Here is a 19,931-nt window from a genome sequence, read left to right on the forward strand (position 1 = left end):
TTGCGCTCCTCCTTACAACTCTTCCACGATTATATTCGTATTTGTAAATACACAAATTTCCGCTGCAATTTGTAAAGATGATTGAGCGATTTCCTTTGCCGATAAGTGGTCACTGGAAAACCGCATTAATGCCCTGCCTGCAGCCAATGCATAATTCCCTCCCGATCCTATGGCGAGAATCCCGTCATCCGGTTCAATTACTTCCCCGGTGCCAGAAACGAGCAGTAAATGGTTCTTATCCATCACGACTAGCATGGCTTCAAGCTTTCTCAATACATTGTCACTTCTCCATTGCTTTGCCATTTCAACGGCAGCGCGCTGAAGATTGCCATTATACTCTTCAAGTTTAGCTTCGAACATCTCAAATAAAGTGAAAGCATCTGCAACGGAACCTGCAAAACCTGCAAGGACATTACCATTAAAGATTTTTCTTACTTTCCTCGCTGTATGCTTCATCACTACTGAATTTCCTAAAGTAACCTGCCCATCACCGGACATGGCACATTCACCTTTATGATGCACTGCAAATATCGTTGTCATAAAGTGTCCCCTTTCAACATTTAAGGCCGCGGATGTGATGCATTGTAGACTTTTTTCAATTGGTCTTTTGTAACATGCGTATACACTTGCGTTGATGAAATTTTTGAATGACCAAGCAATTCCTGAACCGTGCGAATGTCCGCCCCATTATTCAATAGGTGTGTAGCAAACGAATGCCTTAGCATATGGGGATGAAGACTTCCATCAGCGGCTGACTTTTTAATCAATTCATTCAATATATAGCGAACTCCCCTAGGTGTCAGAGGGTCTCCACGAAAATTAACAAATAAATAAACATGCGCCTTGGCGTCAGACGAAGTCAATTCCATCCTGGCTGTACGTATGTATAAATCTATCGCATCCTGTGCATATCTACCAACCGGAACGTAGCGATCTTTTTTTCCTTTTCCATGGATCAGTACCGTCCCTAAGGAAAGATCGATATCCTGCAGTTTAATATCACAACATTCACTTACGCGAATGCCTGTAGCATATAATAATTCCAGTAAGGCATTGTTCCTTATTCCTATCGGTGAATCTTTCTTTAAAGAAGAAAACAACTGATCCATTTCCTTCTCATAGAGAAAACGTGGCAGTCTTTGATCCTTTTTAGGTAAAGAAGCAAGGGAAAAAGGATTATCCTTCACATCACCTTCACGTAGTAAAAATTTATAAAGGCTCCGCAAACAAGAAGTTTTTCTTGCTACAGTGCGCTTAGAGAGTTTTTTCTCATATAAATTCGTTAAATATAACCGGACATCAAGATATTCAACGGACGTGATGTCCTCAATGCCCTGTTCATTAAGGAACAGAAAAAATTCGTGAATATCACGTTTGTAATTTTCAATGGTGTAATGTGAACTGTTCTTTTCAATTTGTAAATATTCGATGAAGGATGATAATGCCTTTTTTTGATTAATCATGGAAACACCTCGCAAAGGCTAATAAATAGTATCATACTTTAAAACAGCAGGCAAATATTTTACAAATTTTTCACAAAGTTCTGAATTGTGTCTAAAGCGCGTTTAGCATGCGTTTCATTCCGCTCTTTTTTGGATTTGATTCTCACTTCAAGGTCTGGAAGCAATCCAAAATTGGCATTCATCGGCTGGAAGCTCTTACCACTCGTCGAAGTTATGTACCTTGCCATGCTGCCCATCGTCGTCTCTGCAGGGAAAATGATAGGATCTAATCCTTGAACGATCCTTGCAGCATTGATACCTGCAACCAATCCCGATGCAGCCGATTCTACATATCCTTCGACGCCAGTCATCTGTCCGGCAAAGAATAAATCATCCCGATTCTTGAATTGGTACGTAGGCTTCAAAACATTAGGTGAGTTTATGAAAGTGTTTCGATGCATAACTCCATAACGGACAATTTCCGCATTTTCCAATCCAGGTATGAGCTGCAATACTTCTTTTTGCGGCCCCCATTTCAAATGTGTCTGAAAACCAACAATATTGTAAAGTGTTCCTGCAGCATCATCTTGACGCAATTGAACTACAGCAAAAGGACGTTTTCCCGTTTTTGGATCTTCTAAGCCAACAGGCTTCAGTGGACCAAATAACATCGTTTTCTTCCCGCGTGATGCCATCACTTCAATGGGCATGCAACCTTCAAAAAAGATTTCTTTTTCGAATTCTTTAAGTGGAACTGTTTCAGCAGCAATCAATGCTTCATAAAAGCGGTCAAACTCTTCTTCCGTCATCGGACAGTTCAGATAAGCTGCTTCGCCTTTATCATAGCGGGATTTCAAATATACTTTATCCATATTGATGCTGTCTTTTTCAAGAATTGGTGCGGCAGCATCATAGAAGTACAAGTATTCTTCATCCATGATTTGCTTTAAGCTGTCAGATAGTGACTGACTTGTAAGCGGACCGGTTGCAATGACGGTAGGACCTTCCGGAATTTCCGTCACTTCTTCATTGATGACCGTTACATTTGGATGATTTTTGACCCTTTCCGTAACAAGACCGGCAAATTCATGACGATCAACAGCTAAAGCACCGCCAGCCGGTACAGCACAAGCATCTGCTGCTGACATGATGACCGAATCCAGAATACGCATTTCTTCTTTTAATACACCAACTGCATTTGTTAACGTATTTGCCCGAAGTGAATTGGAACAAACAAGTTCAGCGAATTTATCGGTATGATGGGCTGGCGTTTGTTTTACAGGGCGCATTTCATATAGATCGACTTTAATTCCTCTTTTAGCTAACTGCCACGCCGCTTCACTTCCAGCAAGCCCAGCACCGATTACACTTACTTTTGTTTCTTTCATTTTTCGAACCTCCATGTATAGATATGATAAGACAGGATCATTTATCATTAAAACTGCTTTCATAAAAGTTTCATTTTTAACGATATCTATGTATTTATACCCGAAATACTCATTCCTGCTAACGATAATTTAAAGAATATGCCAGATAGCCGGCATTCTTCCTGCAATCCATTTCTTCTAAAAAGGGTAACGGACACAAATAGGAATTATATCTTTAAAAGAATGTACTTGTCCACTGAATTTTACATCACATGGCTTAAATAAAAAAGTTTCAAGCTTTATCCATTTTCTTCTTTGAAGTAAATCCACATACTATCATGATATCATACTTTCCTGAACATAAAGAAACTCGGCAGATGCCGAGTCAATTTATATTTAGGTTTTTTCGATAGTTCACAATGATAGTAAACGATTTCACGGTCTTTTCTATGCTTGGGGCAATTCCTTGAAATCACAATCCATGCACTGTACTTGGACGCCTTTTTTGAGTTTTTTCTCAACAAGTGTCCCTTCACATTTTGGACAACTCCGCGGCAGCGGTTTATCCCAAGATATGAAGTCACATCCAGGATAGGTATCACACCCGTAAAATATGCGGCGTTTTTTACTTTTCCTTTCAATGATGTTTCCTTCTTTACATTTTGGGCATTTAACACCGATTTCTTTAACGATTGGCTTTGTGTTACGGCAATCCGGGAAATTACTGCATGCCATGAACTTTCCATAACGCCCCATCTTAAAGACCATCCCATGTCCGCATTCCACGCAATCTTCACCTGCAGGTTCATCCTTGATTTCAATTTTCTCCATCTCGACTTCAGCTTTAGCCAAATGAACTGCAAATTCCTTATAAAATTCATCGATGACCTTTATCCATTCGATACTGCCTTCCTCGACGCTGTCGAATTCCTGTTCCATCTTGGCAGTGAACTCTGCATCAAGAATATCCGGGAAGAATTCGCGTATCAATTCAAGAACGATCTCACCAAGCTCTGTAGGGATGAACCGTTTATTATCCAAGGTAACATAGCCCCGTTTTTGAATCGTATCCAAGGTAGGAGCATATGTAGAAGGACGGCCTATTCCCAGTTCCTCTAGGGTTTTGACAAGACGGGCTTCAGTATATCGAGGCGGAGGCTGTGTGAAATGCTGCTTCGGCTCGATATCTTTTGAAAAGAATTGATCCCCTTTTTTCACATCCGGAAGTGCATTTTCCTTTTCTTCCACCGAGTCATCGGACCCTTCAACATATACCTTCATGAAACCCGGGAATTTAATTTTTGAACCATTTGCCCTGAAGATGACGTCCCCGTTATGCAGGTCGATGCTCATCGTATCCATGACCGCCGAAGACATTTGACTAGAAACGAATCGTTCCCAAATCAATTTATAAAGACGGAATTGATCTCTGGATAAGAACTCCTTGACTACACCCGGTTCACGTAATGTGCTTGTTGGCCTGACCGCTTCATGGGCGTCCTGGGCATTAGTCTGTTTTTTCTCTTTGCGCTGTTCAACCTGAACATACTCTTTACCATAATTATTTTGAATGAAAGTATGGACTTCCTCTTTCGCAACATCGGAAATCCGGGTCGAATCGGTTCTCATATAAGTGATTAACCCGACTGTACCTTCCTTACCAAGCTCGATTCCTTCATAAAGCTGCTGAGCAAGCATCATGGTTTTCTTTGCACGGAAATTCAATTTACGTGCCGCTTCCTGTTGCAGGGAAGAAGTCGTAAAAGGAGCGGCTGGATTGCGCCTTCTTTCTTTTTTAGCGACAGCTCCTATCGTAAATTCGCCGCCATTTAAAGAAGCGAGCACTTTTTTGACGTCCTCTTCGTTATTCAACTCCTTCTTCTCACCGCCAATGCTGAAGAAGGAACCTTCAAACTGTTCTTTTCCTTTTACAAAATCAGCCTTGATTGTCCAATACTCTTCAGGGATAAAATCTTTGATCTCCTTCTCCCGGTCAATGATCATCCGTACAGCAACCGATTGGACCCGTCCCGCGCTTAAGCCTTTTTTCACCTTTTTCCACAATAGCGGGCTTATATTGTATCCGACCAAACGATCCAAGACCCTTCTTGCCTGCTGTGCATCAACCAATTTCATATTTATCGGCCTAGGTGATTTAAATGATTCTTTGATAGCCTCTTTCGTGATCTCATTGAATACCACGCGGCAATCTGAGTTAACGTCAACATCAAGACTGTGAGCCAAGTGCCAGGCAATGGCTTCTCCTTCCCTGTCGGGGTCAGCCGCGAGATAGATTTTTTTCGCTTTTTTTGCAGCGGTTTTCAATTCTTTTAAAACCGGGCCTTTGCCGCGGATAGTTATATATTTAGGTTCATATTCATGTTCAACATCGACACCCATTTGACTTTTAGGCAAATCGCGTACATGCCCCATGGAAGCCTTTACTTTATATTTTTTTCCCAAGTAACGTTCTATTGTTTTCGCCTTTGCGGGCGATTCCACAATCACTAAGTATTCTGACATCCAATAAATCCTCCTCAAAGAGGTAATATAAATCTTCACTATTATTAATCATTCAAAAATCATTTGTCAACACCTCTTTACTTTTCAAAGCTTGCTGATTCATTTATTTATAGGTATTTTGACAAGAGGTGTCATTTGCAAAACTTATAACAGTTTTACAATATTTTCAACCTTTTTGTCTAATAATTCAACCCATCCTTTTAAAAAACCACCTTTTTTTCTATATTTTCCCGTTTGATTCTCCGTCTATCTTCTATATTATATTGTTCAAAACTCTTCCTCGATCTGCCTGGCACTCAAAACAAGTTTGGCACCATCAGAAATCAATTGGTTGGTCCCCAGCGATTCAGGGCTCGTAACATTACCAGGAAGCGCAAACACATCCCTGCCGTGTTCCAATGCAGCTTGTGCCGTAATAAGGGATCCGCTTCTTTCTTTTGCCTCGACCACGAATACTCCCTGTGATAATCCACTGATGATTCGATTCCGAAGCGGAAACATCCAAGGTTCCGCCCTCATTTCCGGTGGAGTCTCAGATATAAGCAAGCCTTTTTTGATGATTTCTTCAGCAAGGGGTTCATTGGATTTTGGATATATTTGCATAAGCCCCCCCTCCTAAAATCCCAATCGTATCTCCGCCTTCGCTTAATGTGATCTTATGTGACTCTGCATCGATTCCAGCCGCCACTCCACTTATGATCACGAACTTTTTCTTTACAAGCGGTAATAGAATCGTTTTTAAGGCCTCCAGACCATACGAGGTTGGCTTACGTGTTCCAACAACACCTAGCGTATTCTTCCTTGTTAAAAGCCTCTTATCGCCTTTAAAATAAAGAACCCACGGAGGATCGAATATTTGCTTCAGCAGAAAAGGGTATTCATCATCGAAGATCGTCAAACAATGAATTTGGCTATCTTCGTATATATTAAGTTTATCGATGGTATTGAGTGAATGTAAATCTTTGAGAAAGAGGTTGAGCTTATTAGAGGGGATAGGGAGCATTTTTGCCCATTCAGCGTGATTCGTCGTGAACAGGGAAGATAATGACGGGTCTTTGGACATGATTATTTGGATTGTTTTCCATCCTGCTCCGCGGCAATGATGGAGATGGATTAACTTTTCTTTTTTATTCAATTGGAAACGCCCCTAATCGGATATTTTTTTAAGTAGGTTGATAGTGATGTACTTGGTGTCTCCCGAGGAAATTGGAGGAAAAAAAGGCCGACCCCAAAAAAGGGCGGCCCAGCTTGAATCAATGTGTTTTACAAGGTTCGTAAATATCTTTTTCTTTCAAGACGGAGATCAATGTTTCACCCATTACGGATGGAGTTTCGGCAACTTTAATTCCACATTCGTTCATAACGCGGATTTTCTCGTCAGCAGTCCCTTTTCCTCCTGAGATAATGGCACCAGCATGACCCATGCGTTTACCGGCTGGAGCCGTACGGCCACCAATGAAACCAACAACTGGCTTAGTCATATTTTCCTTCACCCAGATTGCTGCTTCTTCTTCTGCCGTTCCGCCGATTTCCCCAATCATGATCACCGCATGTGTTTCCGGATCTTCATTGAACGCTTTCAAAACATCAATGAAATCCGTTCCGTTAACGGGATCTCCACCGATACCGACAGCCGAAGATTGCCCAATGCCTGCTTGCGATAATTGGTGAACGGCTTCATACGTCAAAGTTCCAGAACGTGAAACTACACCTACATGGCCTTTTTTGTGGATATACCCTGGCATGATACCAATCTTACACTCTTCAGGAGTAATGACACCTGGGCAGTTCGGTCCGATCAAGCGAGTTTTTTTGCCTTCCATGTAGCGCTTAACCTTGACCATATCCAGGACAGGAATATGTTCCGTGATACAAATGACAAGATCAAGTTCTGCGTCTACGGCTTCTAGAATTGCATCGGCAGCAAATGGAGCCGGTACATAGATAACAGATGCATTCGCACCGGTTTCAGTGACAGCTTCGGAAACTGTATTGAATACAGGTACCCCTTCCACTTCTGTTCCACCTTTACCCGGAGTGACTCCTCCAACGATTTTCGTGCCGTATTCCAACATTTGTTTTGTATGAAATAATGCTGTTGCACCAGTGATTCCCTGAACGATCACTTTCGTATCTTTATTAATATAAACGCTCATTATGTTCCCCCCTGCCTATTATCCTACAAGTGATACTATTTTTTGTGCTCCATCTGCCATTGATTCAGCAGACGTAATATTTAAACCTGACTCTTTTAGAATCTTTTTGCCAAGGTCCACATTCGTTCCTTCAAGACGAACAACAAGAGGGACATCCAGGCCAAGTTCTTTAGCAGCAGCCACGACGCCTGTAGCGATGATGTCACATTTCATGATTCCTCCGAAGATATTAACGAAGATGCCTTTAACATTTTGATCGGAAAGGATGATTTTGAAAGCCTCTTTCACTTTTTCCTCAGTGGCGCCGCCACCAACGTCAAGGAAGTTAGCCGGATCTCCCATATAATGTTTAATGATGTCCATCGTCGCCATAGCAAGACCGGCACCATTAACCATGCATCCGATATTTCCGTCAAGCGATATGTAACTAAGGCCATGTTTTGATGCTTCAATCTCTTTTGCATCCTCTTCATCCAAATCACGGTACTCCGCGATGTCTTTATGGCGGTAAATCGCATTATCATCGAAGTTCAATTTAGCATCAAGCGCCATTACATCGCCGTCGCCAGTTACCACTAATGGGTTGATTTCTGCGATTGAGCAATCTTTATCAACGAAAGCTGTATATAAGTTAACCATCAGTTTGGAAGCTTTATTTATAAGTGAAGCCGGAATATTGATATTGAATGCAATCCTCCGTGCCTGGAAACCAGTCAGGCCGACAACCGGATCGATTACTTCTTTGAAAATTTTCTCTGGTGTCTTTTCGGCCACTTCCTCAATTTCCGTTCCGCCTTCTTCAGAAGCCATCAATACGACACTGTCCGTAGCACGGTCAAGGACCAGCCCGATATAATATTCTTTTGTAATGTCGCAGCCTTCTTCAATAAGTAAACGCTTAACTTCCTTGCCTGCAGGACCTGTTTGATGGGTCACCAATGTCTTGCCAAGAATCTCTTCTGCATATGTACGCGCTTCATCAAGATTCTTCGCTACCTTGACTCCGCCGGCTTTCCCGCGGCCACCCGCATGAATTTGAGCTTTGACGACAACAACTTCCGTACCTAACTCCTTCGCTGCTTCCACTGCTTCATCAACAGTAAAGGCAACCCGGCCATTTGGAACGGATACCCCGTATTGTCGCAATATCTCTTTCCCCTGATACTCATGGATATTCATTTCCCATCCTCCTTATCTACTAAAAAACAACTTTGAAATTTAATGCGTGTTTTCTCTAACATATTACAACAAAATTCTCCTTCGTGCATAATTTTCTTTCACATAATTTTTAAAATATTATTACAATATACTTCTATACCCATGTTTAAAATGGAGAAAACCTTCTTCGCCGTTGTGTTTTTTTCTTATTAAATTCATATATTTTAGTTCTAAAAATCTATTTCCAAAAAAGTCATTACAGTTATAAATCTTCTAAAAGCACCTCTATGAAAGCCTTTTCACTACATTAACCCAGAGGTCGATTCATTGATAAATTACAATTATCCTTGTATTGATTCAAAGTAAAAGCAAAAGGACAAAGCCATGGCCTTGTCCTTTTGCTTTTACTTTAGTATTTTTTTAATATAATGAAAATTCGTCAGTGATTTCCCTAATATTCTACATAAACTAACAGTAATCCATTTAGCGATATGGCCTGGATAAATTAGGAAACTACCGATTCATGTCCTTGTCAACTTTATAAATGAATGCGAATACCTCTGCAACAGCTCCATACAATTCTTCCGGAATCGTTTGATTTATATCCATTTGACCTAAAAGTGCAGCAAGCGATTCGTCCCTTTGGACCGGTATATCCAGTTTCATCGCCTTTTCCAGAATATTTTCAGCCGTTTTACCTTTTCCCTTCGCCAATATGTAGGGCGCTTTAGATGTCTTTTGATCATACTTTAAGGCAATCGCTTCTTTTCGTTTATCATTCTTCATATTCGAATATCCACTCCACTATACGAACAGGCTTCTGAAAAAGGAATCGGTTTCACCCCATGGTCCCGCTCTTTTTCATGCACGGGATTTACAAAGGAAACCCCTGACAATCTGTAATCCAGTTTTTCAAGTTTCTCTCTCAGGATGTCAAGATATTGACCGGCTGCCTCTTCAAGGACCGCACCATTCCCATTGATGACCGTCACTTTGATGATTCGGTTTTGAACCTGCATGTCGATGACCGTCTCTTCAAGGCGTTCCAATTCTAAATAAAATAGGACACGGCAGTAATCCGGGTCAATTTTGCCATCTTTTGTTTTTCTTCCGCTCCATTGTAAAGTCAGATCCGTTTGAGCAGACCCCAGATTGAGTGGAAGTGTAAGAAGTAAATTCTGAATCGGTCCATTTTCCTGTGAAAGGATCTGTTGCGCAGTAATCCGATTTAGGATTTGTTCTGCCATCTCCTTCATAGATGCCGGAATTTGCTCATTCAGCAATTTAAGCAGCAGTGGTTTAAGTGTCTCCAAATCCTTCGGGAACTCCGCCATATCATCTCCAGAAAGGTTAATGAGTGCATGTTCCAGCTGAAGACCAAGGATCTTGGTCATTTCTTTCAGTTGATGTGCAACAGAAGGTCATCGGTGAAATCGCTTGAAACTCAGATTCCAATACAAGTGAAAGGACCAGCTTCTCATTAATCTTAGCGTATTGGGCCTCAGGAAGCCCATTAAGCGACTGGAACAATAATTCAGCCGCCTTACCCTTCGACTCAGCTACTTGATCTGTGTCCTTATTCAAGTAGCCTATAAGGTCATTCACTTCCATCTTTCCGCCTACTGCCTTTTTAGCTGTTGCTTCGGTAAAAGAACTCTGGAGTAAATGAAAGGCAAGAGAGGAAAGTTTTTCTGCAGTAATGTTTTTTCTCGGCATCGAGTGGATATCAATTGGCAGTTTTGCCCCCACATGTTCATGACCGTACAATATGCGATTAATAGCAGTATCGATTTCTTCAACTTTTGCAAATGCTCCGCTTTTTGCCTCGGAAAGCAGCTGTAATCCTTGGTGTAATTTATCAACCGCTGAATTCTTAGCAATACCTGACCTAGCTTCAGCTCCATCAATTAAATTCTCCAGAAAGACAGATTCCGTCATTTCCTTTGGAATGAAACCCGTCTTTTGAAGCAGGGAGAATGCACCGGATTTCATTTCTGGCGTTGAATCGGAATCCAGCCAAGTGGTGACTAGTTTTTGCAAACCGATTTGTTGAAACTGGTTCTGTTTAGCAACATGTAAGGAGTCCAATACTTCCATCAGCTTGACGGCAGTCCTCGTTGCTGCCCCACCATCCTCCAGCCTTTGTTTGAAGCCACTGAGGAGTTTATGGAAAGGTTCACTTTTGGACTGTGTAAATAAAGCATCAAATACATCTTTTACAAAAGGCAGTTGCTGAATGAACATCGTTTTTATTACAGGCAGACCGACTTCTGCAGCATCAGCAGCTTTTAACCATTGCATGGCGGGCTGAAAAGTTTCCTTGGTTATCGGGAGGCGATTTGTCAGGAGATATTCGGCAAGCTTCGTTGCGGACGGTTCGGGCGTTATGCCGAGATGAGCGATTAATTTTGCAGCCGTTCCCTTTATGCCGGAATCGTTCAAATCGGGGGAATCTAACGCTTTTAACACGAGCCCCCCCTCAATTGGGTGCTGCACTCGAAACCAATGCCTTTTTCCTGTCCGAAGCGGGATATCGAGAGTGGCAATCATTTTTTGATGGCCAATCTGTACCTCGGCGGTTTGGTTAGGAAAAACCTTATTCACCTGCCCGAAAAGGATTTGCCCGTTTTTCCAACTCGCAGTTCCTTTTATTTCAATGGGTGAAGATAACGGTTGACCGCTTGTTATGGATTGCACCACTCATCCCCCCTTAATCCTTCGTTCGTGCAGCTATTTCCTTAACTGGCGCAAAACTCCTTCTATGCCAAGGTGTAAGCCCGTGCGTGTCTAGCGCTTCTAAATGTTGGCTTGTCCCGTAACCCATGTGCTTTTCAAAACCATATTCCGGATATTTTTCACCATATTCCTTCATCATTCTATCACGGGTCACTTTCGCTATTATGGATGCCGCAGAGATGCTAATGCTTCTTGCGTCCCCCTTTATGAGCGAAAGCTGCGGAATCGGCACATCCAGTTCCATTGCATCGATCAACAAATGATCAGGAAGTTCCGACAGATCGTTCAATGCGGCCACCATTGCCTTTTTCGTAGCTTGATATATATTGATTTCATCAATCACTTCGCTATGTACAACACCTACACCTATGGATAGTGCTTCCTTAAAAATCATTTCATAAAACAATTCCCTTTTTGCTTCTGGAATCTTTTTGGAATCATTAAGCCCCGGCAAATAAAAAGATTCAGGCAAGATGACTGCACTTGTCACAACTGGTCCTGCCAGAGGTCCTCTTCCAACTTCATCGATACCAGCCAGAATGGAAAACCCCTGTTTTCGCAATTGACGTTCAAACTCCGTCATTTCCGTGAAAGCATCCCTTACCTGTTGTTCTTTTTCATAAGCTCTTTGCCATTTGCTTACTAAGTCGGTTACTCCCTTTCGTCCGTCCTCCCGGCATTTCTGTAAAAATAAATCTTCGGGCTCTCTTATTGTCTTTAGCTTTGAGGAGATTTCCTTAATGCTCATTTCGGTTATCATCTTTATCACCCATCATATTAATTATCGGCAGCCTTGCTCCCTTTCTACAGTTCAGACAAAAATACGGAGCGGAAAAGAGACATCAAAAAGAGTAAGCCTTTTCGATATCCAACTCCAGCTCCGTATCAATCCTTTTCACTGATTGTCTTCAACATCAGGTCAATGTTAATGTTATTCGGGGATATCATTCTCTTCATAATCCAAAGGGACCTCAAACGTAAGCGGACCCATCTTTTCTGAACGGATTTCACGTACGACCAACTCTGCGGTTTTGTCATAATCGATGAAGCCCCCAGATGCTAAACAGCCCCTGAACTTTCCGACCGCATCGAACAATTCGAGCGTTTCCTGCGGAATTACATCCAGGTTATAACGGGATTTCAACCTATCCGGATATTCTTTTTCCAAAAAGCGAAGACCGTATAATGAGACTTCATGCAAGTTTAAAATCGTATCTTTAATCGCACCTGTCAACGCAAGCTTCAAGCCTACTTCCTGATCCTCGAATTTCGGCCAGAGAATCCCCGGCGTGTCGAGCAATTCCAATTCCTTGCCAACTTTTATCCATTGCTGCGCTTTCGTGACGCCAGGCGTATTCCCTGTTTTGGCAATGTTCTTTTTGGCAAGTCGATTGATTAAAGTCGATTTCCCCACGTTCGGAATGCCCACTATCATGGCACGGATCGCTCTCGGCTTTATTCCTCTTGATTCCATCCGCTCATACTTCTCTTTTAAAAGTTTTTTGGAAGCAGCTGTAATCTGGTTTAAACCGTTTCCCGCCTGTGAGTTAATGGCAATCGCCGTTTTCCCCTGCGATTTATAATGTTCAAGCCACATATTCGTTTTTACCGGATCGGCCATATCAGCTTTATTCAAAAGGATGACCCTTGGTTTATGCTGAATGATTTCATCGATCATCGGATTTCGTGAAGATGCCGGTATCCGGGCATCCACAAGTTCAAAGATGATGTCGATCAGTTTTAATTTCTCTGTCACTTCCCGTCTTGCTTTGGCCATATGGCCAGGGAACCACTGTATTGTCAATGGAATGCACCTTCCTACTATTCCGCCAATCGAAAGTCTTCGATCGGCCAATAAACTAATTTAGTTTTTCCTAACACTTTATCGTAAGGAACGACACCTACGCCAATATGGCGGCTATCCTTACTAAAACGGCGATTATCCCCCAGGACAAATAGGTGGCCTTCAGGCACCGTTTCTTGTTCTATGATATCACTTAATGTAAAAGGTTCCGTCAAGTCCCCGCCATCAATCAATTGTTCTTTATATTCATCCAAGTATGGCTCATCATAAGCTTTTCCATTCACGTAAAGAGTATCATTTTTATATTCGACTTTTTCCCCTGGCAATCCGATGACACGCTTTATGTAATCCTTGCCTTCTGGAGCTTCGAAAACGATAATGTCGAATCTTTTCGGTTCGCCAATCGAATAGGAAATTTTATTAACGATCATGCGGTCCGTATCCTTTAATGTCGGCATCATGGAATTACCGTCCACAACAATAGGAGCCAGAAGGAAATAACGAATCATCGTCGCCGCTATAACCGCGATTATGACCGCCTTTGTCCATTCCCACAATTCATTTTTCTTTTTCGCCATCCTTACCCACCCTTTTTGAAGCATATCAACAATTATTTTAACATGTTGCGGACGCTATAGCGAGCAGGATTCTATATAGTTTCACCGTATGTGTATTCATCGTTTCTTAAAGTGCAAAAAGGGAGCCTGATAAACAAGCTCCCTTTTTGCATGATACTGTTTGGTTATTCACCTTATGTGGATCATGGTAAATCCGCATGAAGATATTCGAAGAATTAACGACGAATTTCTTTAATACGTGCTTTTTTACCACGAAGTTCGCGTAGGTAATAAAGTTTCGCACGACGTACTTTACCGTGACGGATAACTTCTAATTTCGCAATTTTTGGTGTGTGAACAGGGAAAGCACGTTCTACTCCAACGCCGTAAGAGATCTTACGTACTGTGAAAGTTTCACTAACTCCGCCGCCACGACGTTTGATTACAACGCCTTCAAACAACTGGATACGTTCGCGAGTTCCTTCAATAACCTTTACGTGTACACGTACTGTGTCACCAGGTCTGAATGATGGAAGATCTGAGCGAAGTTGTTCTTTTGTGATTTCGTTAATAAGATTTTGCATCGATTTCAACTCCTCCTGGACGCTCTTGCAAATACTTATTGTTTGCAGCGGAACATCGTTATAAGACTGAGCATTTTGCCCAAGTCACAAGGTATATCCTATCATACTATAAACGTCGATGCAATAGACATCAGTCTTCTTTTTTAATCTCGGACAATAATTTTTCTTCAACTTCCGATAGTTCATAACTATCGAGCAAATCCGGACGTCGAATCCAAGTTCTGCGCAGGGATTCCTTCATCCGCCATTCATCGATTTTTTTATGATTCCCGGATATTAACGGATCGGGAACTTTCATCCCCCGGAAATCTGCAGGTCTAGTATAATGTGGATGCTCTAACAAACCAGAAGAATAGGAATCAAGAATCGGGGAGTCAACATTACCAAGAACGCCAGGCAGCAAGCGCACAACGCTGTCAATAATGACCATTGCGCCCAATTCCCCGCCTGTAAGAACAAAGTCACCTATCGATATTTCATCAGTGACGACATGCTCCCGAATCCGCTCATCATACCCTTCATAATGCCCGCAAATGAAAATGAGATGTTCCTCTTCAGCTAACTCTTCGGCTTTTTTCTGCGTGTAACGCTCTCCCTGGGGGCAAAGCAGGACTACCCTTGGGGTTAGCTCAGCTTGCCCTTTAAGAGCTTCCACGGCATCAAAGATCGGTTGTGCCTTCAATACCATTCCGGCACCGCCGCCATACGGATAATCGTCTACCGTCGAATGCTTATTATCTGCATAATCTCGGAAATTGGTCACCTTATAGCTGACAGCCTGCTTTTCCGCAGCCTTTTTTAAGATTGACGAGCCAAATACCCCTTCGAACATTTCTGGAAAAAGCGAAAGCACATCGATTTTCATCAGTCTAAAAGTCCTTCCATCGGTGTAATGATGACCTTTTTAGCGGAAATATCCACTTCTTTTACAATTTGTTCAATATAAGGAATCAGAACGTCCTTACTGCCAGCTTTCTTAATGACCCAAACATCATTGGCACCAGGCGTAAGAACCTCAATGATTTCCCCAACTTCCATGCCTTCATCCGTAAATACCGAACAGCCGATGATTTCATGGAAGTAGAACTCACCTTCGTCCAATTTACCAAGCTGTGCTTCCTTGACTTTAAGGACCCCGTTTTTAAAAGCCTCGACTTGTCCGACGTTATAATAGTTCTCGAACGTCAATAGGTTAAAGTTTTTATGGGTGCGATGCGACCTGATGACAAGCGGCAAAGGTTTTTTCTCAGTGTCCCTGAACAAATACAGAGTATTTCCCACTTTGTACCGTTTTTCCGGAAAGTCTGTTGAAGAAATAACACGGACTTCTCCTAAAAGACCATGTGTGTTGACAATTTTACCTACATTAAACCATTTTTCCATTCTTTCACCTCTAACGAATTTCGGAGACGATTCCATCTTTAATGACAATGGTCTTCGTTGCCATGATTTCGTCCCAATCTGCCCCAATTTCCACATCAATGATACTTTGAACTTCCCGTTCCTTCAATTCACTTCCGGCGGGAAGGATCTCCAACTGCTCCATTTGAAATTCAAGCAGTTTAATTTTTTCTTGCCTCTGGTTTATTTCTTTTTCGAAATGAGCACGGAGACTAGCAGGTTGGAGAGTTCTTGTTTTTTCAAGTTTTTTCAGTTCAAAGCGAAGCTGTTCACTCTCTTTTTGAAGCTGAAGGCGTTTTGACTTGTATTTCTCGAGGAGCTGATTCTTGCTGGATTCCGTTAATACTTGGTTAACGATTACATTTTGGAGAATTTTCATTCCAGCACCTCCTATTATCTATGATTTCGTATTTCCTTCTAAAAATATGTATGATGGGGTAATCTTTTTGAAATGGGGGTCATTCTCTTAAGTATAACGTAAATCGGTAAAAGATGCGTCTTAAAAGGCGTAAAGTTTAAAGTCCGAATTTGATCAATTGGGATCTAAGCTTTCTTGAAGTACAAAAAAAGGAGGGGTATTAACCCTCCTTATTCGGAAATCTCCAAATAGATTTTCTTCTGCTGTGAAGATCCTGCTGCATATACCACAGTCCGAATCGCCTTAGCAACACGCCCTTGTTTACCGATCACCTTGCCCATATCCTCTTTATGAACGGAGAGGATATAAACAATCCGGTCGGATTCTTCCTTGGAGGTCACGATGACCTCTTCCGGATGATCCACAAGTACTGAAACAATCGTTTCAATCAGTGCTTTCATCAACTACCGTCGATTACTTGCTGTTTTTTGCAACATGGAATTTTTCCATGATGCCTTGTGTTGAGAATAAGTTACGAACTGTATCAGATGGTTTAGCTCCATCTTGTAACCATTTAAGAGCAAGCTCTTCGTTGATATCAACTTTTGCTGGTTGAGCCACCGGGTTATAAGTTCCTACCACTTCAATGTAACGTCCGTCACGTGGTGAACGAGAATCTGCAACTACAATACGATAGAAAGGAGATTTTTTAGCTCCCATACGTTTTAAGCGAATTTTTACTGCCATTTTAAATAAGCACCTCCGAATAGTTTCACACAAGATAGTATAATATCAAATGTCTTGCATGTTTGTAAAGGTTTTTTTCTTAACAGGTAAAAAAAGTGTTGAAATACATGGCTTCGACCCGTATTTCACCTTAGTTCCGAGCTGAAATAAACCTTACATGAACGGGAATTTGAATCCCTTTTTCTTTCCTTTTTGCATGTTCGTAACCTGTTTCATCATCTTTTTCATTTCTTCGAATTGCTTCAGTAGACGGTTCACTTCTTGAATCGATCTGCCGCTTCCTTTGGCAATCCGTTTCTTGCGGGAAGCATTCATGGTTTCCGGATGTTCCTTTTCATGCGTTGTCATTGAACGGATGATAGCTTCAACATGACCGATTTGTTTCTCATCGATCTGAAGGTTGTCCATCCCTTTCATTTTATTCGCACCTGGAATCATTTTCAGAATATCATCAAGCGGTCCCATATTCCGCACCTGACCGAGCTGATCAAGGAAATCATCAAAGGTAAAAGTGGCTGTACGCATCTTTTTCTCTAATTCTTTCGCTTTTTCTTCATCTACATTGGCCTGTGCTTTTTCGATAAGGGTCAATACATCACCCATGCCGAGGATCCTTGAGGCCATCCGTTCCGGATGGAACGCTTCAAGTGCATCCAATTTTTCACCCATACCGACGAATTTAATCGGCGTGTTGGTGACTGAACGAATTGAAAGTGCCGCACCACCACGTGTATCCCCATCAAGTTTCGTTAATACGGCTCCTGTCAGGCCCAGCTGTTCATTGAAGCTTTGGGCTACATTGACCGCATCCTGACCGGTCATCGCATCGACAACCAGGAAGATTTCATCTGGTTTTGTCAACTCTTTGATATCCTTCAGTTCGCCCATCAAGTTTTCATCAACATGAAGGCGGCCTGCGGTATCAATCAACACATAATCATGATGTTCTTCCTTAGCTTTTTCAATTGCCTGTTTGGCAATTTCAACAGGACTCACCTGGTCCCCAAGGGAGAAAACAGGCATGCTTAATTGTTTGCCAAGTGTTTCAAGCTGCTTAATCGCCGCCGGACGGTAAATATCAGCCGCAACGAGCAATGGCTTGCGGTTGTATTTTTTCCTTAGAAGATTGGCAAGCTTTCCGGTGGTCGTCGTTTTACCTGCACCTTGAAGACCTACCATCATGATGACAGTCGGTGGTTTCGAGGCAACGGCAATCTTGCTTTGTTCGCCGCCCATCAGCTCCGTCAATTCTTCCTTGACTACCTTTATTACCTGTTGACCGGGGGTTAAGCTTTTCAGCACTTCCTGACCTACCGAACGTTCACTGACACGTTTTACAAAATCCTTCACGACTTTAAAGTTAACATCCGCTTCAAGCAGGGCCAATCGAACTTCACGCATCATTTCTTTAACGTCCGCTTCGTTGACTTTCCCTTTTCCACGGATCTTTTGCATCGTGCTCTGCAGTCGGTCGGCCAATCCTTCAAATGCCATATTGCCGCCTCCTAATCCAACTTCTCAAGCGTTGTGATTGCGTCTAGCAGCTTCTCTTTTGAAAAGGATTCCTTTTCTATGAGTCCCTTCATATTCGCAATCCACTGGTTACGCTCTTGAAATTTTTGAAATAACAATAGCTTTGCTTCATATTCCTCAAGCATCGCTTCTGTTCTTTTTATATTATCATAGACTGCCTGCCTACTGACTTCGTATTCATCGGCAATCTCGCCAAGAGAGTAATCATCCAGATAGTAGAGGGACATGTAGCTCTGCTGCTTCTCTGTTAACAACGATTGGTAAAAGTCATACAAATAATTAATCCGCGTTGTCTTTTCAAGCATCTTAGCAAGCCTCCCTGCTGTTAAGTGAAAACCCTTTACAAGTTTATATTGTAAAGCCTTGTTTATTTGATGTCAAGTTAAACTCCTTACCACTTGTTTGCAAAGCATTATTTTTTTCTTTTTTTCCGCTTTTTTAGACCTTTATGCAATTGTTTCCCTAATTTGCACAGTGAACAAAAAACCAGAAGAGAATTATCTCTTCCGGCTTACAATTTTTCTTAAACCTCTTCTTTATCGATGATATCAGCAAAAAGGCCATAAACATATTTCTCAGCATCGAATTCCTGTAGATCGTCCATTTTTTCACCTAGCCCGACAAATTTAACGGGAATGGCCAATTCATTGCGAATTGCCAAAACAATTCCGCCTTTTGCGGTGCCATCAAGCTTTGTTAAAACAATACCGGAAACATTGGTCGCTTCCTTGAATGTCTTGGCCTGAATGAGGGCATTTTGTCCAGTTGTTGCGTCAAGGGCAAGCAACACCTCGTGTGGTGCACCTGGTACTTCACGTTCAATTACACGTTTCACCTTTTCCAATTCCTTCATTAAGTTCACTTTATTCTGTAAGCGACCGGCAGTGTCACAGATCAGGATATCCGCTTTTCGTGCCTTGGCGGCCTGAATGGCGTCGAACATGACCGCAGCAGGGTCAGAACCTTCACCCTGTTTGATTACACTGACGCCGACACGCTCTCCCCAAACCTCAAGCTGTTCAATCGCACCGGCACGGAAGGTATCCCCGGCAGCCAAAACGACAGATTTACCTTCCGTTTTGAATTTATGGGCAAGTTTACCAATGGTTGTCGTTTTCCCTACCCCATTGACCCCTACAAACAAAATGACCGTCAAACCTTCTTCTTGTATATTCAGGCTTGAAGTCGTTTCATCATCACCTTGGTAGATTTCCACTAGCTTTTCGGAAATAACGGACTGCACTTCCCTCGTATCAGAGATATTACGAAGCTTGACTTCCCTTTTCAATTGATCAATCAGTTCCATCACAGTATCAAAGCCTACATCAGCCTGTATCAGGATTTCTTCAAGTTCTTCAAAAAAGTCCTCATCCACTTTCCGATAACGGGCAACAAGTTCATTAACCCTTCCAGTAAAGGAATTCCTCGTCTTTGTCAAACCTTGCTTGAATTTTTCCCCTATGGATACTTCTGCTTCAACCGATTTTTCTTTTTCTTCCTGGGTCGTAAATTTCTCTTTTAGCTTTTTGAAAAAACTCATTGTCCCACTTCCTCTAATTCATGAA

The 19,931-nt window shown here is 42.0% G+C and carries 23 protein-coding genes; all 23 read right to left on the minus strand.

What is annotated here, in order from left to right; genetic code table 11:
* Positions 1-12: 12 nt before the first annotated feature.
* A complete protein-coding gene (gene hslV, locus ACIQZD_RS07385; protein ID WP_048684874.1) occupies positions 13-540 on the minus strand; it encodes an HslVU peptidase proteolytic subunit in 528 nt (175 codons plus the stop codon).
* Between the two features lie 20 nt (positions 541-560).
* The gene (gene xerC, locus ACIQZD_RS07390) at positions 561-1,463 is read right to left on the minus strand and encodes a tyrosine recombinase XerC (protein ID WP_402900285.1); all 903 of its coding nucleotides are present in this window, start codon (positions 1,461-1,463) and stop codon (positions 561-563) included.
* A gap of 59 nt (positions 1,464-1,522) precedes the next feature.
* The gene (gene trmFO / locus ACIQZD_RS07395; protein WP_402900288.1) at positions 1,523-2,830 is read right to left on the minus strand and encodes an FADH(2)-oxidizing methylenetetrahydrofolate--tRNA-(uracil(54)-C(5))-methyltransferase TrmFO; all 1,308 of its coding nucleotides are present in this window, start codon (positions 2,828-2,830) and stop codon (positions 1,523-1,525) included.
* Between the two features lie 426 nt (positions 2,831-3,256).
* On the minus strand, positions 3,257-5,332 hold the full coding sequence (gene topA / locus ACIQZD_RS07400; protein WP_402900291.1) for a type I DNA topoisomerase: 2,076 nt from the start codon (positions 5,330-5,332) through the stop codon (positions 3,257-3,259).
* A 267-nt stretch (positions 5,333-5,599) separates the two neighbouring features.
* Positions 5,600-5,935, minus strand: coding sequence for a DNA-processing protein DprA (locus tag ACIQZD_RS07405; RefSeq protein ID WP_402900294.1), 336 nt, complete (start codon positions 5,933-5,935; stop codon positions 5,600-5,602).
* On the minus strand, positions 5,910-6,467 hold the full coding sequence (locus ACIQZD_RS07410) for a DNA-processing protein DprA (protein WP_402900297.1): 558 nt from the start codon (positions 6,465-6,467) through the stop codon (positions 5,910-5,912). Before ACIQZD_RS07410 ends, ACIQZD_RS07405 begins: the two co-directional genes overlap by 26 nt.
* Before the next feature lie 118 nt (positions 6,468-6,585).
* A complete protein-coding gene (gene sucD, locus ACIQZD_RS07415; protein WP_241591141.1) occupies positions 6,586-7,488 on the minus strand; it encodes a succinate--CoA ligase subunit alpha in 903 nt (300 codons plus the stop codon).
* Between the two features lie 18 nt (positions 7,489-7,506).
* On the minus strand, positions 7,507-8,667 hold the full coding sequence (sucC, locus tag ACIQZD_RS07420; protein ID WP_101224636.1) for an ADP-forming succinate--CoA ligase subunit beta: 1,161 nt from the start codon (positions 8,665-8,667) through the stop codon (positions 7,507-7,509).
* Positions 8,668-9,159: 492 nt separating this feature from the next.
* Positions 9,160-9,432: an EscU/YscU/HrcU family type III secretion system export apparatus switch protein gene (locus ACIQZD_RS07425; protein WP_402900301.1), complete on the minus strand. Its 273-nt coding sequence runs from the start codon at positions 9,430-9,432 to the stop codon at positions 9,160-9,162.
* The gene (locus ACIQZD_RS07430) at positions 9,429-10,040 is read right to left on the minus strand and encodes a hypothetical protein (protein ID WP_402900304.1); all 612 of its coding nucleotides are present in this window, start codon (positions 10,038-10,040) and stop codon (positions 9,429-9,431) included. The genes ACIQZD_RS07425 and ACIQZD_RS07430 overlap by 4 nt, the downstream gene beginning before the upstream one ends.
* Positions 9,997-11,343 carry a hypothetical protein gene (locus tag ACIQZD_RS07435; protein ID WP_402900307.1) on the minus strand — a complete coding sequence of 449 codons (1,347 nt, stop codon included), beginning with the start codon at positions 11,341-11,343 and terminating at the stop codon, positions 9,997-9,999. Before ACIQZD_RS07435 ends, ACIQZD_RS07430 begins: the two co-directional genes overlap by 44 nt.
* Positions 11,344-11,356: 13 nt before the next feature.
* Positions 11,357-12,139, minus strand: coding sequence for a ribonuclease HII (locus tag ACIQZD_RS07440; RefSeq protein ID WP_230177691.1), 783 nt, complete (start codon positions 12,137-12,139; stop codon positions 11,357-11,359).
* A gap of 174 nt (positions 12,140-12,313) precedes the next feature.
* Complete coding sequence (gene ylqF, locus ACIQZD_RS07445) at positions 12,314-13,186, minus strand: ribosome biogenesis GTPase YlqF (protein ID WP_402900310.1); 873 nt, start codon at positions 13,184-13,186, stop codon at positions 12,314-12,316.
* Between the two features lie 17 nt (positions 13,187-13,203).
* Positions 13,204-13,764 carry a signal peptidase I gene (gene lepB / locus ACIQZD_RS07450; RefSeq protein ID WP_402900313.1) on the minus strand — a complete coding sequence of 187 codons (561 nt, stop codon included), beginning with the start codon at positions 13,762-13,764 and terminating at the stop codon, positions 13,204-13,206.
* A gap of 215 nt (positions 13,765-13,979) precedes the next feature.
* Complete coding sequence (gene rplS / locus ACIQZD_RS07455) at positions 13,980-14,327, minus strand: 50S ribosomal protein L19 (RefSeq protein ID WP_034313702.1); 348 nt, start codon at positions 14,325-14,327, stop codon at positions 13,980-13,982.
* Positions 14,328-14,457: 130 nt separating this feature from the next.
* On the minus strand, positions 14,458-15,192 hold the full coding sequence (gene trmD / locus ACIQZD_RS07460; protein ID WP_101224632.1) for a tRNA (guanosine(37)-N1)-methyltransferase TrmD: 735 nt from the start codon (positions 15,190-15,192) through the stop codon (positions 14,458-14,460).
* Positions 15,192-15,710, minus strand: coding sequence for a ribosome maturation factor RimM (gene rimM / locus ACIQZD_RS07465; RefSeq protein ID WP_402900317.1), 519 nt, complete (start codon positions 15,708-15,710; stop codon positions 15,192-15,194). Before rimM ends, trmD begins: the two co-directional genes overlap by 1 nt.
* A 10-nt stretch (positions 15,711-15,720) precedes the next feature.
* Positions 15,721-16,107, minus strand: a complete 387-nt coding sequence (locus ACIQZD_RS07470; RefSeq protein ID WP_034313711.1) for a YlqD family protein — start codon at positions 16,105-16,107, stop codon at positions 15,721-15,723.
* 209 nt (positions 16,108-16,316) lie between these two features.
* Entirely contained in the window at positions 16,317-16,547 is a 231-nt protein-coding gene (locus ACIQZD_RS07475) for a KH domain-containing protein (protein ID WP_402900320.1), read from the minus strand.
* A 13-nt stretch (positions 16,548-16,560) separates the two neighbouring features.
* On the minus strand, positions 16,561-16,833 hold the full coding sequence (gene rpsP, locus ACIQZD_RS07480; protein ID WP_057913437.1) for a 30S ribosomal protein S16: 273 nt from the start codon (positions 16,831-16,833) through the stop codon (positions 16,561-16,563).
* Positions 16,834-16,986: 153 nt separating this feature from the next.
* Complete coding sequence (gene ffh, locus ACIQZD_RS07485; RefSeq protein ID WP_101224630.1) at positions 16,987-18,327, minus strand: signal recognition particle protein; 1,341 nt, start codon at positions 18,325-18,327, stop codon at positions 16,987-16,989.
* Positions 18,328-18,338: 11 nt separating this feature from the next.
* A complete protein-coding gene (locus ACIQZD_RS07490) occupies positions 18,339-18,671 on the minus strand; it encodes a putative DNA-binding protein (protein ID WP_034313718.1) in 333 nt (110 codons plus the stop codon).
* 218 nt (positions 18,672-18,889) lie between these two features.
* Complete coding sequence (gene ftsY / locus ACIQZD_RS07495; protein ID WP_402900325.1) at positions 18,890-19,906, minus strand: signal recognition particle-docking protein FtsY; 1,017 nt, start codon at positions 19,904-19,906, stop codon at positions 18,890-18,892.
* Positions 19,907-19,931: the final 25 nt, after the last annotated feature.

Source organism: Peribacillus sp. NPDC096447 (assembly GCF_044762725.1).
Lineage (GTDB): Bacteria > Bacillota > Bacilli > Bacillales > DSM-1321 > Peribacillus.